This window comes from Streptomyces sp. NPDC037126, from assembly GCF_055605965.1.
On the sequence record NZ_JBVJTD010000010.1, the window covers coordinates 85,548 to 101,596 of the forward strand.

Consider the following 16,049-nt stretch of genomic DNA (forward strand, 5'->3'; position numbering starts at 1 on the left):
CTGATAGCTTCGCTCTTGTTCCTAGCGTTGCTAGATCACGGGATCAGGGAGCTTCCGCATGACCGTCACCGCCTACTCGCTCGCCGTCCTGCTCGACCTGTTCGTCCTGCTGATCGGGGGCCGGTTCGTGTTCCAGCCCGGAGCCGCCGCCACCGGCTACGGCGCCCCGGCGGACCCCGCCGGGGACGCCGGCCCGTACCTCGCCGTCAAGGGCCTGCGGGATGCCGCCTCCGGCACAGTGGGCCTCGCCCTGCTCGCCTTCGCCGGAGCCCGGGCCGAGGCCTGGTTCATGCTCTGCATGGCGCTCGTGCCGCTCTTCGACACGCTGATCGTGCTGCGCGGCGGCGGGCCGAAGGCCGTGGCCTTCGGGATCCACTTCGCCACCGCGGTCGTTGTACTCGTCAGTGCCGGACTGCTCTTCGCGGTCTGACCACATCTGCCAGGGGGAGACACACCATGTCGCTGTTCGTACCGAAGTTCGACGAGACGGTTCTGGTGCGCGAGGCCGGGTCGGAGGTGGTCGGCGGGGATCCCGTCGCCGTCCGCCTGCTGGCCGACAGCAGCGCCACCGGCGGCGCACTGAGCACCGTGCGCGTGACCCTCGCGGAGGGCGCCGACGGGGCCCACCCGCATGTGCACCACAACTCCGCGGAGATGTTCTACCTGCTCGACGGCGCCGCCGAGGTGCTCTCCGGCGACGACGTGGTCACCGCCGAACGCGGCGACCTGATCGTCGTCCCGCCGGACCGGCCGCACGCCTTCGCCGCCGCCCCGGGCGCCACGGCCGACCTCCTGATCGTCATCACACCGGGCGTCGAGCGCTTCGGGTACTTCCGCCACCTCCAGCGCATCCGCCTCGGTGAGGCCTCCCTGGAGAGCCTGCTGGAGGTCCAGGAGCGGTACGACAACCACTTCCTGAACAGCGCCGCATGGGACGGCCGGCACGGCTGAGCGAGGACGCGGGGCGGGGGCCCCGGCAAACCGTTTCACGGCCACGGTGCCCCGCCCCATAGGATTGGCTCCAAACCACACACACTCACCCCAGAGGATCGCTGCATGCCTGGCATCACGCGCGAGGAGGTCGCCCACCTCGCCCGGCTGGCGCGTCTGGAGCTGAAGCCCGAAGAACTCGACCACTTCGCGGGACAGCTGGACGACATCATCGGCGCGGTCGCCCGCGTCAGCGAGGTCGCCGACCAAGACGTACCGCCGACCTCGCACCCGCTCCCGCTGACGAACGTCATGCGCGCGGACGAGGTCCGTCCCTCGCTCACCCCCGAGCAGGCGCTCTCCGGCGCCCCCGCCCAGGAGCAGCAGCGTTTCAAGGTGCCGCAGATCCTGGGGGAGGAGTGACCACCATGACGGACAGCAACATCATCAAGCTCACGGCCGCGCAGATCGCCGAGAGAATCGCCTCCGGCGAGCTGACGGCCGTCGAGGTCACCGAGGCGCACCTCGCCCGGATCGAGGCCGTCGACGAGAAGGTGCACGCCTTCCTGCACGTCGACCGCGACGGCGCCCTCGCCCAGGCCCGCGCCGTGGACGAGAAGCGCGCCCGCGGCGAGAAGCTCGGCCCGCTGGCCGGCGTCCCGCTCGCACTCAAGGACATCTTCACCACCGAGGGCGTGCCCACGACGGTCGGCTCGAAGATCCTCGAGGGCTGGATCCCGCCGTACGACGCGACGCTCACCAAGCGGCTGAAGGCCGCCGACGTCGTCATCCTCGGCAAGACCAACATGGACGAGTTCGCCATGGGGTCCTCCACCGAGAACAGCGCCTACGGTCCGACCGGCAACCCGTGGGACCTCACGAAGATCCCTGGCGGCTCCGGCGGCGGTTCCTCCGCCGCGCTCGCCGCCTACGAGGCCCCGCTCGCCATCGGCACCGACACCGGCGGCTCCATCCGCCAGCCGGCCTCCGTCACCGGCACGGTCGGCGTGAAGCCGACGTACGGCGCGGTGTCCCGCTTCGGCATGGTCGCCTTCTCCTCCTCCCTCGACCAGGGCGGCCCCTGTGCCCGCACGGTCCTCGACGCGGCCCTGCTGCACGAGGTCATCGCCGGGCACGACCCGATGGACTCCACGTCGATCGACGCCCCGGTCCCGCCGGTCGTCGAGGCCGCCCGCAACGGCAGCGTCGCCGGCATGCGCGTCGGCGTGGTCAGGCAGTTCCGCGGCGAGGGCTACCAGGCCGGTGTCATCCAGCGCTTCGACGAGTCCGTCGAGCTCCTGAAGGAGCTGGGCGCCGAGATCGTCGAGCTGGACTGCCCGTCCTTCGACCTGGCCCTGTCGGCGTACTACCTGATCGCGCCGTCCGAGTGCTCGTCCAACCTCGCCCGCTTCGACGGCCTGCGCTACGGCCTGCGGACCGGCGACGACGGCGGCCACTCGGCCGAGGAGGTCACCTCCCTGACCCGCGAGGCCGGCTTCGGCCCCGAGGTCAAGCGGCGCATCATGCTCGGCACGTACGCGCTGAGCTCCGGCTACTACGACGCCTACTACGGCTCCGCGCAGAAGGTCCGCACGCTCATCACGCGTGACTTCGAGAAGGCCTTCGAGCAGGTCGACGTGATCGTCTCCCCGACGACCCCGACCACGGCCTTCGCGATCGGCGAGCGCGCCGACGACCCGATGGCGATGTACCTGGCGGACCTGTGCACCATCCCGACCAACCTGGCGGGCAACGCGGCCATGTCCCTGCCCTGCGGCCTCGCCCCGGAGGACAACCTTCCGGTCGGCCTGCAGATCATCGCCCCCGCGATGAAGGACGAGCGCCTGTACAAGGTGGGCGCCGCCGTCGAGGCCGCCTTCGTGGAAAAGTGGGGACACCCGCTGCTTGAGGAGGCACCGTCGCTGTGAGCAAGCTGTCCAAGGCCAAGGACTTCAAGAGGTCCAAGTCCGGTACGTACCTGTCCATGGCCACCACCGCGTTCGGCGCGATCGGTGTCTCCAAGCAGATCAAGAAGGCCCGCGCCGAGCACGACACGCTGCGGCTGATCGACGCCACGGTCTCCGCCGTCGCGATCGTGACCGGCCTCGCGATCCTGTACCGCGAGCTGAAGCGGCTGGGCGACGACGACGTCCTGCTGGGCTGAGAGGGAAGTTTTCACCGTGACCACCACGACCGACCTGGTGCCGTACGAGGACGCGCTGGCGTCGTACGACCCCGTCATGGGCCTCGAGGTCCATGTCGAACTCGGCACCAACACCAAGATGTTCTGCGGCTGCTCGACCGCGCTCGGCGCGGAGCCGAACACGCAGACCTGCCCGGTCTGCCTCGGCATGCCCGGCGCGCTCCCGGTCGTCAACGCGACCGGCGTCGAGTCCGCGATCAAGATCGGTCTCGCGCTGAACTGCGAGATCGCCGAGTGGTGCCGCTTCGCCCGGAAGAACTACTTCTATCCGGACATGCCGAAGAACTTCCAGACCTCCCAGTACGACGAGCCGATCGCCTTCAACGGCTACCTCGACGTGCAGCTGGAGGACGGCGAGAGCTTCCGCGTGGAGATCGAGCGCGCCCACATGGAGGAGGACACCGGCAAGTCGACGCACGTCGGCGGCGCCACGGGCCGTATCCACGGCGCGTCCCACTCCCTGCTCGACTACAACCGCGCGGGCATCCCGCTCATCGAGATCGTCACCAAGCCGATCGTGGGCGCCGGCGAGCGCGCCCCCGAGGTGGCGCGCGCGTACGTCCGTGAGCTGCGCGAGGTCATCCGTGCCCTCGGCGTGTCCGAGGCCCGCATGGAGATGGGCCAGATGCGCTGCGACGTGAACCTCTCGCTGATGCCCAAGGGCGCCGACAAGTTCGGCACGCGCTCGGAGACGAAGAACGTCAACTCGCTGCGCTCCGTGGAGCGCGCGGCCCGCTTCGAGGTCATGCGGCACGCGGCCGTGCTGTCGTCCGGCGGCACGATCGTCCAGGAGACCCGGCACTTCCACGAGGACACCGGTTCCACGACGTCCGGCCGTGTGAAGGAGGAGGCGGAGGACTACCGGTACTTCCCGGAGCCCGACCTCGTCCCGGTGGCCCCGTCGCGTGAGTGGGTCGAGGAGATCCGCGCCGCGCTGCCGGAGATGCCGCTGGTCCGCCGCACCCGGCTGCTCGCCGAGTGGGGCATCTCCGCCACCGACATGCAGGCGATCCTCAACGCCGGTGCGCTGGACCTGATCGTCGCCACGATCGACGCCGGTGCCGACGCGGCCTCCGCCCGCAAGTGGTGGATGGGCGAGCTGGCGCGCAGCGCCAACGAGTCCGGCACCGCGCTGGACGAACTGGCGATCACGCCGGAGCAGGTGGCCCGGGTGACCGCGCTGGTCGCCGAGGGTTCCCTGAACGACAAGCTGGCCCGCCAGGTCATCGAGGGCGTTCTCGCGGGCGAGGGCACCCCGGACGAGGTCGTCGACAAGCGCGGCCTGAAGGTCGTCTCCGACGAGGGCGCGCTGACGACCGCCGTCGAGGAGGCCATCGCCGGCAACCCGGGCATCGCCGACAAGATCCGGGGCGGCAAGGTGGCCGCGGCCGGCGCCCTGGTCGGCGCGGTCATGAAGGCAACCAGGGGTCAGGCCGACGCGGCCCGCGTCAAGGAGCTGATCCTTCAGCAGCTGGGCGTCAGCGAGGGCTGAGCCGCCGACAGCGGAGTGGGGGGATGTGCCGGGTCCGGCACATCCCCCCACGTCGTCGCGGGGCCGGGCGGAGGCACTACGCTCGCCCGCCATGAGTGGACGTACCGATTCCGGCAGCGAGCCCCCGATATCCGGGGCCGACGACGTGGAGGAGTACGCCGGGGACGCCCGGCGGGCCCGCTGGACCGCCACCGTCACGGGGGCCCTGCTGACCCTCGCCGGACTGGGCGCGGCGCTGCTCCGGCTCGCCAGGTCCGCGCCGGCCACCGTGCCCGCCGCCTTCGCGCTCGGCGCCGTCGTCTGCGCGGGTGCCGCGGTCCTCGGCTTCCGGGGCCGTACCCGCTGGGCGCTGTGGCTGCTGGTCCTCGGGGTGATGGTGATGGCACTCGGGGACCAGTGCGACTGAAGCGCCCGAAGTGGCGCCGGACGACAGAGGTCGCGGAATTGTCCTGTGATGTCGCTCCCAGTGCTGTGAATAAGCCCACGAATGCGGCAATCGATCACTTTCGCCTGCGACAGTGGCGTTGATTGCTCATGCGTTCTTTGCGGGCTGTTCAGTCTATGGACGATCGTTCCCGGCCAAAGATCCACAAATCACCCCTGGGAGCACGTCCGTGGCAGCCCTTGCGCGTTGGTGTGTCCGGCATCGCCTGATCGCCGTTCTGCTGTGGCTCTGCGCCTTCGGCGGCGTCACCGCGGCCGCCGCCGTCGCCGGGTCGTCCTACTCGAACAACTACGACGTCCCCGGCACCGAGGCCGGCAACGCCAGCCAGCTGCTCAAGGAGGGCTTCCCCGGCCTGAGCGGGGACAGCGACACCGTCGTCTGGCACACCACCAGCGGCACCGTACGCGCGGCCGACGTCGAACAGACCATGACCCGCACCCTGGACCGGATCGCCTCACTGCCCGGCGTGGCCTCGGTGTCCGGTCCGTACGGCAGCGAGGGCGCCGCCCAGATCAGCGCCGACGGCCACACGGCGTACGCCGCCGTCACCTTCACGCAGCAGGCCGAGGACATCGGCAAGCCCGAGGCCGAGGCCGTGGTGCACACCGCGAAGGCGGCCGAGGCCGACGGACTCCAGGTGGAGCTGGGCGGCGGCGCGATAGGACTCACCGAGTCCCCGCAGGGACACATCGCCGAGATCGTCGGCGTGCTCGTCGCGGCCGTCGTGCTGTTCCTCGCCTTCGGCTCGCTCGCCGCCTCACTGCTGCCGATCGGCACGGCCCTGGTCGGCGTGGGCACCGCCTACGCGGGCATCGGGCTGCTCGGCCACGCCATGACCGTCGCCGACTTCGCGCCCATGCTCGGCATGCTCATCGGCCTCGGCGTCGGCATCGACTACGCGTTGTTCATAGTGACCCGGCACCGGCGCGGTCTGAAACGCGGCCTGAGTGTCACCGAGGCCACCGTGAACGCCGTGTCCACCACGGGACGCGCGGTCGTCTTCGCGGGTGCGACCGTGTGCATCGCCCTGCTGGGCATGCTGATACTGCGGCTGAGCTTCCTGAACGGGGTTGCCGTCGCCGCGTGCCTGACGGTCGTGCTCACCGTCGCGGCCTCCGTCACCCTGCTGCCCGCCCTGCTGTCCTGGATCGGCCCACGCGCCCTCAGCCGCCGCGAGCGGCGCCGGCTCGCCGAGCACGGCCCCCGGCCCGAGCTGCCCACCGGGCTGGCCGCCCGCTGGTCCGCGCTGGTCGAACGGCGTCCCAAGCTCCTCGGCTCGCTCGCCCTCGGCGTCATCGCCCTGCTCGCGCTGCCGACGCTCTCCCTCCACCTCGGCACCTCCGACCAGGGCAACGACCCGAGCACCTCCACCACCCGCAAGGCGTACGACCTGATCGCCGACGGCTTCGGCCACGGCGTGAACGGGCCGCTGACCCTGGTGACGCGGGTGGAAGGCGGCGGCGACAGGCTCGCCCTGGACAATCTCGACACCACCCTGCGCGCCACCCCGGGCGTCGCCTCCGTGACCCCGGCCACCTACGACACCGGCGGCGGCGTCGCCTACCTCACCGTCGTCCCCAAATCGGCGCCCCAGTCCCAGGCCACGAGCAACCTGGTGGACCGGCTCAGGCAGGAGGTGCTGCCGCGCGCGGAGAGCGGCACTTCCCTCGACATCCACGTCGGCGGGGTGACGGCGGCCTACGACGACTTCGCCGGCGTGATCGTCGGCAAGCTGCCGCTGTTCGTCGGCACGGTCATCGCGCTCGGCTGTCTGCTGCTCCTGGTCGCCTTCCGGTCGCTCGGCATCCCGCTGAAGGCCGCCGTCATGAACATCGCCGCCGTCGCCGGCGCCTTCGGCGTCGTCGTCGCCGTCTTCCAGTGGGGCTGGGGCAGCGAGCTGCTCGGCCTCGGCCGCGCGGGCCCCATCGAGCCGTTCCTGCCCGTGATCATGGTCTCGGTGCTCTTCGGACTCTCCATGGACTACCAGGTCTTCCTGGTCAGCCGGATGTACGAGGAGTGGCTGGAGACCGGTGACAACCGGCGCGCGGTCCGGGTGGGCCTCGCCGAGACCAGCCGGGTCATCAACTCCGCCGCGGTCATCATGATCTCGGTCTTCCTCGCCTTCGTGCTCAGCGGTGACCGCGTGATCGCCATGTTCGGCATCGCGCTGGCCGCCGCCGTCGCCCTCGACGCGTTCGTCCTGCGCACCCTGCTCGTGCCCGCCCTGATGCACCTGCTCGGCGCCGCCAACTGGTGGCTGCCCCCGTGGCTGGAGCGCAGGCTGCCGCGCATCAGCATCGAGCCGCCCGAGTGCCGGGCCGCCCATGAGAGGCTCGACCGCGTTCCGGTGGACGAACTGCGGAAGGAAGAGCAGCACGATGTACGCGATATCCCTGGGTGACGACGGCGCCGAGCTGCGGCCCCTGGAGGTGTGGCACGCCGAGGAGGTCCTCGCCAACGTCGACCGCGGGCGCGAGTTCATCGGCCGGCACATCGGGCTGCCGGACGTGGTGTCCGACCTGGCGGGCGCGCACGCCTGGCTGAAGTCCTACGCCGACAAGCGCGCCGTGGACGGCGGCGGCCTGCACGGCATCTGGCTGGACGGCAGGCTCGTCGGCGGCCTGCTGTTCCGCGTCTGGGACACGCCCAGCGGGGTCTGCGAGGCCGGCTGCTGGCTGGAGCCGGCGGCGGCCGGCCGCGGGCTGGTCACCCGGGGCATGCGGGTGCTGCTGGACTGGGCCTTCGAGGAACGCGGCATGCACCGGGTGGAGTGGTACGTGTCCTCGGCCAACGGGCCCAGCATCGAGGTGGCCCGGCGGCTCGGCATGACCCGCGAGGGCGCGCTCCGCGAGAACTACCCGCACCGGGGCGTGCGCACGAGCACCGAGATCTGGTCGGTGCTGGCTCCCGAGTGGCGGGCGGCACACGCGTAGCGACCGCTGACGATCATTAAGAGACCTCTCAGACAGCGTCCGTACGGTGCCGGGCATGGCAACGAAGACAGAGGAAGGCGCCACGGCCGGTACCGGGGCGCGCACGGACGACGAGAACACGGCGGGCGTCGGCACCGCCGACGAGCAGGCACCCCGGGCCGAGGCCGCAGCCGGGGCCACGGCGGCGGACGAGGCCGCCGGGACGGAGAGCGGCGACGAGGCCCCGGCCGGGGCCGGGGCCGGCGATGCGGAGGACGCGGCGCAGGACGAGGCCGGGGCCGCCGGCGAGGGAGACAAGGTTCCCTCCGATGTCGGCCTGGGCGCGGGGGCGGTCGTCTCCGCCGTACTCGGCCTGGTCTCGCTCAGCGGGGGCTGGATCGGCACCGTCGCCGGCGCCCGCCAGCAACTGGTCGGACAGCTGCGCACCTCCTCCACGGCGGGGGTCGCCACGCAGATCAAGGCCGTCTACGGCGACTCGTGGCACACCACCGCGCTGTGGGCGGGCCTGTTCGCGCTGGCCGCTCTGCTCACCGGCGTGGTCGTGCTCGCCCGACCCGCGTTCGGCACCCCCGGCCGCCCGCAGGCGCCGTGGATCAGGTCGGTCGCCTGGGCGGGTGTCTCGCTCGGCGTCATCGGCCTGCTCCTGGCCGTCCTGAAGTACTCCGACGCGCTGCTCGCCCTGCCCTCGACCGGCTGAGAACCCGCAGCTCACAGGGGCCTTAGGGAATCCGTCACCACCTTACGGACTCCCTGGGGCCCCTTATCCGTGCGCGCGGCCGGCGGGCTGCCCGAAGATGCGGAACTCTCCCGATGTGGCGCACCCCCCTGGGGGACGAAGGTGGAGTCATCGCAGAAAGCGACGCCACACACCGCCTCTTCGAAGGACACACCGTGATCGAGATCGAGTACCACCGGATGCGCGCCGCCCAGCTGATCCTCGAGGCCGACCGGCAGCGCCTGGCCCGCGAGGTGATACGGGCCCGCCGCGCCGCCCGCCGCGAGCAGCAGGCCGGCCACGCCGGCACGGCCGCCGAGCCGCATACCGGCAGCCCCCGCCGGCACCGGCAGCCGCGCACCGCATGACCGCCGCGGACGGGGGGACGGGCGGCCGCACGGGGGTCGGCCGCCTTCCCGACCAGGGTCGTACGACTCCCCCTCGGAGTCGTACGACCCTTCCGTCCGTCGGTACGACCTGCCCGTCCGTCACTACGACCCGCCCAGTCCCCGGTACGACGATCGCACCGGACCTGTGGAAAAACGCTGCCCTGCCATCCGCACCTCGTGCGATGCTCGCACCCGTGGAGAACAGGTCCGTCAGTCCCGTGTTCGTCGGCCGCACCGACGAGTTGGCCACCCTGAACGACGCGCTCGCGCGTGCCGCCGGTGGCGCCTCCCACGCGCCCGGCCCCGGGGGAGAGCCGCAGGCGCTGCTGCTCGGCGGCGAGGCGGGCGTCGGCAAGACGCGCCTCGTCGAGGAGTTCGCCGCGGCCGCCGCGCGCCGGGGCGCGGTCGTCGCCGTCGGCGGCTGTGTCGAGATCGGCGCCGACGGGCTGCCCTTCGCCCCGTTCTCCACCGCTCTGCGCGCCCTGCGCGCCGCCCTGCCCGAGGAGTTCGCCGCCGCGGCGACCGGCCAGGAGGAGGAACTGGCCCGGCTGCTGCCCGAGCTGGGGGAGACCACCGGCGGCCGCCACGACGAACAGGGCATGGCCCGCCTGTTCGAACTCACCGCCCGACTGCTGGAGCGGGTCGCCGCCGAGCACACCGTCGTCCTCGTCCTGGAGGACCTGCACTGGGCCGACGCCTCCACCCGGCACCTGCTCGCCTACCTCTTCCGCACCCTGCGCGCCGGCCGGCTCCTCGTCCTCGCCTCCTACCGCTCCGACGACATCCACCGCCGCCACCCGCTGCGCCCGCTGCTCGCCGAACTCGACCGGCTGCGCACCGTCCGCCGCATCGAACTCGACCGCTTCACCCGCGAGGAGGTCGGCCGTCAGATCGCCGGCATCCTCGCCGCGGAACCCGACCCCGCCCAGGTCGACGACATCTTCGAACGCTCCGACGGCAACGCCTTCTTCGTCGAGGAACTCGCCGTCGCCGCCTGCGAGGGCTGCTGCACCGGCCTCACCGACTCCCTGCGCGACCTGCTCCTGGTCCGCGTCGAGACCCTGCCCGAGTCCGCCCAGCGGGTCGCCCGGATCGTCGCCGAGGGCGGCTCCACCGTGGAGTACGGACTGATCGCGGCCGTCGCCCGGCTCCCGGAGGACGACCTCATCGAGGCGCTGCGGGCCGCCGTCGGCGCCAACATCCTCACCGTCACCCCGGCCGGCGACGGCTACCGCTTCCGGCACTCCCTGGTCCGCGAGGCCGTCGCCGACGACCTGCTGCCCGGCGAACGCTCCCGCCTCAACCGCCGCTACGCCGAGGCCCTGGAGGCCGACCCCACGCTCGTGCCGGCCGACGCGCGCGTGATGCGCCTGGGCAGCTACTGGTACCACGCGCACGACCCGGCCAAGGCGCTGCCCGCCGTCCTAGACGCCTCGGTCGTGGCCCGCCGCCGGCACGCCTACACCGAGCAACTCGGGCTCCTGGAGCGGGCGATGGAGCTGTGGGACGGCACCCCGCAGGAGGTCCGCTCCGCCCTGCGCCCGGTGGACTACACCGAGGTCTACCCCCCGTGCGGCTGCGACCCGGCCACCACCCCGCTGCGCTACCTCGACCTGATGGCCGAGGCCGCCGTCGCCGGCCGCTTCGGCGGCGAACGCGAACGCGCGCTGAAGATCACCAAGCGCGCCCTGCGGCTGCTGGAGGACGACCCGGATCCCCTGCGTGCCGCCTGGTTCTGGGTGCAGCGCTCCCGGCTGGTCCAGGCCCAGGCCCGCGGCGACGGCTGGCATGAACTGGCCACCGCCCAGGACCTGGTGCGCGGCCTGCCGCCGTCCGAGGTGCACGCGGAGGTTCTGGCCCTGGCCGCCAACTGGTCCATGCTGCACCGGCCCGGACCCGAGGCGTTCGCCGCCGCCGAGCGGGCCGTGGAGTACGCGCGCATGGTCGGCGCCCGCCACATCGAGCTGCACGCCCGGCTCACCCTGGGCGGCCTCATGGTGGACGCCGGCGACCCCGGGACCGGACTGGCCGAGATGCGGCAGGTCCTCGACGACACCCTCGCCGAGGGCGTGCGCCAGGTAGCGAGCCGCGCCTATGTGAACCTGCCGTCCGAGATGCTGTCCGTCGGCCGCGACCGGGAGGCCGTCCCCGTGCTGCGCGAGGGCATCGCGTTCTCCCACCGGTACGGCCTGCTGGACTCCGAGGCCTGGGCGTGGAGCAACCTGTCCGACGCGCTGTACTCGCTCGGCCAGTGGCAGGAGGCCGCCGAGGCCGCCGCACAGGCCAGCCGGGTCGGCCACAGCGCCAAGCCCCGGGGCGCGGGCGCCCTGCGCCTCGCCCGCCTCGCCCTGGCCCGCGGCGAACTCACCGAGGCCGGCCGGCAGCTCGCCGCCGCCCGCACGCACTACGGCACCCACGACCCCATGCCCCAGCAGTCCCTGCCCCTGGCCCGCATAGGCATCGGGGTAGCCGCCGGGGAGGGCCGTCTCGCCGACGTCCGCACCGAACTGCTGGGGGCCCTGGACGCCGGCTTCCCGCCCGGCACCCACCGCTACGGCTGGCCGCTGCTGCTGGCCGCCGCCACCGCCGAGGCCGACGCCCGCCTGCTGCCCGCCGCCGAGCCCGGCCGCGGCGAGGTGCTCGACCGGCTCACGCGGGAAGCGCGGACCCTCGTCACCGGAGCGCCGCTCTGGGGGGCCTACGAGCACTGGACCCGCGCCGAACTGCTGCGGGCGCACGGCCGGGACACCGTCGCCACCTGGGCACCGGTGGTGGCCGCCTTCGAGTGCCTCGACCGTCCCTACGACCTCGCCCGGGTCCGCCACCGTCTCGCCGGGGCGCTGCTGTCCGACGGCGGAGGCGACGAGCGCGACCGGGCGCTGGAACTGCTGCGGCTGGCCGCGGCGGTCGCCGCCCACCTCGACGCCCGCCCGCTCGCCGACGCCGTGGCCCGGCTCGCCCAGCGCGCCCGCCTCACCCTGACCGGCGGCTCCCGAGGGGCCCCCGCGCCCGCCGACCCGGCCGCGGAGCTCGGCCTCACCAGCCGGGAGCGGGACGTACTGCGTCTGGTCTCGGCGGGCCGCACCAATCGCCAGATAGCCGAGGAGCTGTTCATCTCCCCGAAGACCGCGAGCGTCCACGTCTCCAACATCCTGGGCAAGCTCGGCGTCTCGGGCCGCGGCGAGGCGGCGGCGGTGGCCCACCGGCTCGGGCTGTTCCCCGTCGAGACGCTCACCGCCACGACCACGGGCTGAGACCTGCGCCGACGGGGACCGACACAGAGGAGAGCCCGTGTTCGACGCCTTCGACGGACTGTTCGCGCCCGGGCGGAGACACACCCGGGAGGAGCAGAACCGTCTGGAGCTGACCCGAGAGGACGTCGGGGACGCCGACCCCGCGCGCGGCCCCATCGACCTCACGTCCGGCAAGGCGCTCATACGGCTGCCCGCCCCGCCGGCCGCCGCCGCGGAGCCGGACGAGGAACCGGGGGAGGAGCCGGACGAGGAGTGAGCGCGGCTGCACCGGCTCCGGCACCCGGGGCTACTTCACCTCCAGCTCCAGGATCCGGTCGTCGCCCTTCTTCGGCGTGCCGCGGCCGTCCGTGTTGCTCGTGACCAGCCACACCTTGTCGCCGCCCGCCGGAGCCACCGTGCGCAGGCGGCCGTAGGTCCCGGTGAGGAAGGCCTGCGGGGCCGCCGCGGCCGCGGTGCCGCGCAGCGGGACGCGCCACAGGCGCCGCCCCTTCAGGGCCGCCATCCAGATCACGCCGTGCACATGGGCGATGCCGCTGGGGGAGGCCTGATCGGTGTGCCACTGGGCCAGCGGGTTGCGGAAACGGGGGTCGGACGACCTCCCCTCGGCGACCGGCCAGCCGTAGTCGCCGCCGGGCACGATGGCGTTCAGCTCGTCCCAGGTGTCCTGGCCGAACTCCGAGGCGAACAGCCGCTGCCGGTCGTCCCAGGCCAGCCCCTGCACATTGCGGTGGCCGTACGAGTACACCGGCGAGTCGGGGAACGGGTTGCCCGGCGCCGGCTCGCCCTCCGGGGTCATGCGCAGGATCTTGCCGCCGAGGGACTTCCTGTCCTGCGAGAGCCCCCGCCGGCCGCTCTCGCCGGTGCCCGCGTAGAGCATCCCGTCCGGTCCGAAGGCGATCCGGCCGCCGTTGTGGATGGGCCCCTTGGGGATGCCCTTGAACACGGTGTCCGGGGCGCCCAGTTGCTCACCGGCCGGCTTCCGCTCGTCGTACAGCATGCGCACGATGCGGTTGTCGGAGGCCGAGGTGAAGTAGGCGTAGACCATGTGGTCCGAGGCGTAGCCCGGGGAGAGGGCGATGCCCAGCAGGCCGCCCTCGCCGGCCGGGGAGACCCCGGAGACCGTGCCCAGTACGGTCTTGCGGCCCGTCCTCGGGTCGATCCGGGTGATCGTCCCGTCGTCGCGGGAGGAGACCAGCAGGTCGCCGCCGGGCAGCGAGGCCAGCCCCCACGGCGTCTTCAGGCCCTGGGCCACCGTGCGCAGCACCCGCACCGAGCCCGTGGCCGGCGCGGCCGACTCGGTGGCGCGGCCGGACGGGGCGGTGGACGGGGCGGTCGTACCGCTGCCGCCGCCCGGGGAACTGCCCCCGCCGGACGAGCAGCCGGCCGTCAGCAGGAGGGCGGCCGCCAGCACGGCCGTCACAGCTCGACGTCGCACGATCATGGTCCCTTCGGGCGGTGGGCCGGCACCGGATCTCTCTCCCTCTCATACACCGGTTGCCCCGCCGACGTGCCCGATTCACGGCAGACGGACCAGCGAACGGCCCCTCCGGTCCCTCGGCCCTTCCGGTCCCTCGGCCCTTCCGGTCCCGCGGCCCCTCCGGTCCCTCGGGCCCCGGGCCGCCGGCGGGGCGGGACACCTCAGTCCCACGACCCCTGGGCCGCCGGCAGGCGGGACACCTCCGCCAGGTCCTCGCCGGACAGCCGCAGCCCGGCCGCTGCCGCGTTCTGCGCGGCCCAGCGCTCCTGCTTGGTGCCCGGCACGGCGATCACATGGCGGCCCTGGGCCAGCACCCAGGCCAGGGCCACCTGCGCCGGGGTGACCTCGGCGCCGTACCGCCGGGCTATTCGGCGCAGGCCGGCGACGATCGGCTGGTTGGCCGCCATCATCTCGGCGGTGAACCGGGGGTGCCGGGCGCGCACGTCGTCCGGCTCGAAGCCCTGGCCCGGGGTCAGCGTGCCGGTCAGGAAGCCGTTGCCCAGCGGCATCGCCGCGAGGAAGCCCACGCCCCGCGCCTCGCACCACGGCAGCAGCGTCCGCAGCGCCTCCGGCGACCACACCGACAGCTCCGCCTGCACCGCGGCCACCGGGAACACCTGCTGCACCCGCTGCAACTGGCGCAGCGTGGTGTCGTACAGACCCGCACCCGGGCGGCGCCCGCCGCGCGCCCCCACCGCGCACAGGCCCAGCGCCCGCACCTTCCCGGCCCGCACCAGCTCGGCCATGGCGCCCCAGGTCTCCTCGACGGGCACCTCCGGGTCGGCGCGGTGCAGCTGGTAGAGGTCGATCACGTCCGTCTGCAGCCGGCGCAGCGAGGCGTCGCAGGCCCGCTTCACATAACCCGGACGGCCGTTGGCCACGATGTGCTGCTCGCCCACCAGCAGCCCCGCCTTCGTCGACACGAAGGCGTCCCGGCGCCGCTCCCTGAGCACCCGGCCCAGCAGCAGTTCGTTGGTGAACGGCCCGTACATGTCCGCGGTGTCCAGCAGGGTCGAGCCCAGGTCCAGTGCCCGGTGCACGCATCTCACCGACTCGTCCCCGCGCTGCCGCGATCCGCTGTACGCCCAGCTCATCGGCATGCATCCGAGTCCGACGGCCCCCACCGCGAGTGCCCCCGCGCCGATCGTCCTGCGCTCCACCTGCTCGTGACCCTCCCTCTGCCCGGACCCCAACCTAACCTCTGCACCAGCGCGTTCCTGACATAGCCTCCTGACCATGAGCGCTGATGTGTGGCTTCCCATTCGGCCGGAGGAGATCGAGGGCCTTCCCGAGGGGCCGCGGTACCTCTTCTGGGACGGCGGAGACGACGGCGAGCAGGGCTTTCCGGGCGATCCCGCGCGGTGCGCGGTGTACGTGGTGCCCTACATGAAGCCGTGGCGGGTCAGGGTGCGCCCGCTGGAGCAGCTGACCAACGTGCGCGTCATCCAGACGCTCACCGCCGGGGTCGACGACGTCACCGCGCGGCTGTCGTCGATCGTGCCGGGCGTGCAGCTGTGCAACGCGCGCGGGGTGCACGAGGCGAGCACCGCCGAACTCGCGCTCACCCTGACCCTCGCCGCGCTGCGCGGCGTCCCCGGCTTCGTCCGGGCCCAGCAGGAGGAGCGCTGGGAGAGCGCGTTCCACCCGGCGCTCGCCGACAAGAACGTCCTCATCGTCGGCTACGGCGCCATCGGGGCCGCCATCGAGGACCGGCTCGTGCCCTTCGAGGTTGCGCGGGTGGCGCGCGTCGCGCGCTCCAGGCGCACCACGGCGCGCGGTCTCGTGCATCCGATCACCGATGTGCTCTCACTGCTTCCGGACGCGGACGTCGTGATCTTGTCGATCCCGCTCACGGACGTCACGCGAGGACTCGTCGACGGCGAGTTCCTGGCCCGGATGAAGGACGGGGCGCTGCTCGTGAACGTCGCGCGCGGGCCCGTCGTCGACACGAAGGCCCTGCTCGCGGAGCTGGACACGGGGCGGATCACCGCCGCCCTGGACGTCACGGACCCCGAGCCGCTGCCGCCGGGGCACCCCCTGTGGCAGGCGCCCGGCGTGCTGATCAGCCCGCACGTGGGCGGCCCGTCCTCGGCCTTCCTGCCGCGCGCCAAGCGGCTGCTCGTCGACCAATTGACCCGGTTCGTGAACCGGGAGCCGCTGCGGAACGTGATCCTCACGACGGGCGCGGACGTGTAGGCCGGCGGGCGGCAC

Annotated in this window: 16 protein-coding genes; 14 read left to right on the top strand and 2 right to left on the bottom strand. The window is 72.9% G+C overall.

Annotation, left to right across the window (positions count from 1 at the left end):
• The first annotated feature begins 58 nt into the window (after positions 1–58).
• The 13 genes from ACZ7FF_RS22495 (at position 59) to ACZ7FF_RS22555 (ending at position 12,617) form a co-directional block, all read left to right on the top strand.
• Entirely contained in the window at positions 59–430 is a 372-nt protein-coding gene (locus ACZ7FF_RS22495) for a DUF4267 domain-containing protein (protein WP_470814038.1), read from the top strand.
• Between the two features lie 26 nt (positions 431–456).
• Complete coding sequence (locus ACZ7FF_RS22500) at positions 457–951, top strand: cupin domain-containing protein (RefSeq protein ID WP_470814039.1); 495 nt, start codon at positions 457–459, stop codon at positions 949–951.
• Between the two features lie 105 nt (positions 952–1,056).
• A complete protein-coding gene (gene gatC / locus ACZ7FF_RS22505; protein ID WP_006130840.1) occupies positions 1,057–1,353 on the top strand; it encodes an Asp-tRNA(Asn)/Glu-tRNA(Gln) amidotransferase subunit GatC in 297 nt (98 codons plus the stop codon).
• 5 nt (positions 1,354–1,358) lie between these two features.
• The gene (gene gatA / locus ACZ7FF_RS22510) at positions 1,359–2,858 is read left to right on the top strand and encodes an Asp-tRNA(Asn)/Glu-tRNA(Gln) amidotransferase subunit GatA (protein ID WP_470814040.1); all 1,500 of its coding nucleotides are present in this window, start codon (positions 1,359–1,361) and stop codon (positions 2,856–2,858) included.
• On the top strand, positions 2,855–3,094 hold the full coding sequence (locus tag ACZ7FF_RS22515; RefSeq protein WP_470814041.1) for a hypothetical protein: 240 nt from the start codon (positions 2,855–2,857) through the stop codon (positions 3,092–3,094). The genes gatA and ACZ7FF_RS22515 overlap by 4 nt, the downstream gene beginning before the upstream one ends.
• Before the next feature lie 16 nt (positions 3,095–3,110).
• Entirely contained in the window at positions 3,111–4,625 is a 1,515-nt protein-coding gene (gene gatB / locus ACZ7FF_RS22520) for an Asp-tRNA(Asn)/Glu-tRNA(Gln) amidotransferase subunit GatB (RefSeq protein WP_470814042.1), read from the top strand.
• A gap of 91 nt (positions 4,626–4,716) precedes the next feature.
• On the top strand, positions 4,717–5,031 hold the full coding sequence (locus ACZ7FF_RS22525; RefSeq protein ID WP_470814043.1) for a hypothetical protein: 315 nt from the start codon (positions 4,717–4,719) through the stop codon (positions 5,029–5,031).
• A 208-nt stretch (positions 5,032–5,239) separates the two neighbouring features.
• Positions 5,240–7,471, top strand: coding sequence for an MMPL family transporter (locus ACZ7FF_RS22530; protein ID WP_470814044.1), 2,232 nt, complete (start codon positions 5,240–5,242; stop codon positions 7,469–7,471).
• Positions 7,449–8,003 (top strand): GNAT family N-acetyltransferase, encoded by a 555-nt coding sequence (locus ACZ7FF_RS22535; RefSeq protein ID WP_470814045.1) that lies wholly within the window; start codon positions 7,449–7,451, stop codon positions 8,001–8,003. The genes ACZ7FF_RS22530 and ACZ7FF_RS22535 overlap by 23 nt, the downstream gene beginning before the upstream one ends.
• A gap of 55 nt (positions 8,004–8,058) precedes the next feature.
• Complete coding sequence (locus tag ACZ7FF_RS22540; RefSeq protein ID WP_470814046.1) at positions 8,059–8,700, top strand: hypothetical protein; 642 nt, start codon at positions 8,059–8,061, stop codon at positions 8,698–8,700.
• Positions 8,701–8,894: 194 nt separating this feature from the next.
• Positions 8,895–9,086, top strand: a complete 192-nt coding sequence (locus ACZ7FF_RS22545; protein ID WP_470814047.1) for a hypothetical protein — start codon at positions 8,895–8,897, stop codon at positions 9,084–9,086.
• Positions 9,087–9,289: 203 nt separating this feature from the next.
• A complete protein-coding gene (locus ACZ7FF_RS22550) occupies positions 9,290–12,361 on the top strand; it encodes a helix-turn-helix transcriptional regulator (RefSeq protein WP_470814048.1) in 3,072 nt (1,023 codons plus the stop codon).
• A gap of 37 nt (positions 12,362–12,398) precedes the next feature.
• A complete protein-coding gene (locus ACZ7FF_RS22555) occupies positions 12,399–12,617 on the top strand; it encodes a DUF6191 domain-containing protein (RefSeq protein WP_470814049.1) in 219 nt (72 codons plus the stop codon).
• A 30-nt stretch (positions 12,618–12,647) separates the two neighbouring features.
• Here the strand turns inward: ACZ7FF_RS22555 and ACZ7FF_RS22560 are convergent, their stop codons facing one another.
• Positions 12,648–13,802 (bottom strand): PQQ-dependent sugar dehydrogenase, encoded by a 1,155-nt coding sequence (locus ACZ7FF_RS22560; protein ID WP_470814050.1) that lies wholly within the window; start codon positions 13,800–13,802, stop codon positions 12,648–12,650.
• 197 nt (positions 13,803–13,999) lie between these two features.
• Positions 14,000–14,998 (bottom strand): aldo/keto reductase, encoded by a 999-nt coding sequence (locus tag ACZ7FF_RS22565; protein WP_470814051.1) that lies wholly within the window; start codon positions 14,996–14,998, stop codon positions 14,000–14,002.
• A gap of 76 nt (positions 14,999–15,074) precedes the next feature.
• Here ACZ7FF_RS22565 and ACZ7FF_RS22570 point away from each other — a divergent pair, with 76 nt between their 5' ends.
• Complete coding sequence (locus tag ACZ7FF_RS22570; RefSeq protein WP_470814052.1) at positions 15,075–16,034, top strand: 2-hydroxyacid dehydrogenase; 960 nt, start codon at positions 15,075–15,077, stop codon at positions 16,032–16,034.
• Positions 16,035–16,049: the final 15 nt, after the last annotated feature.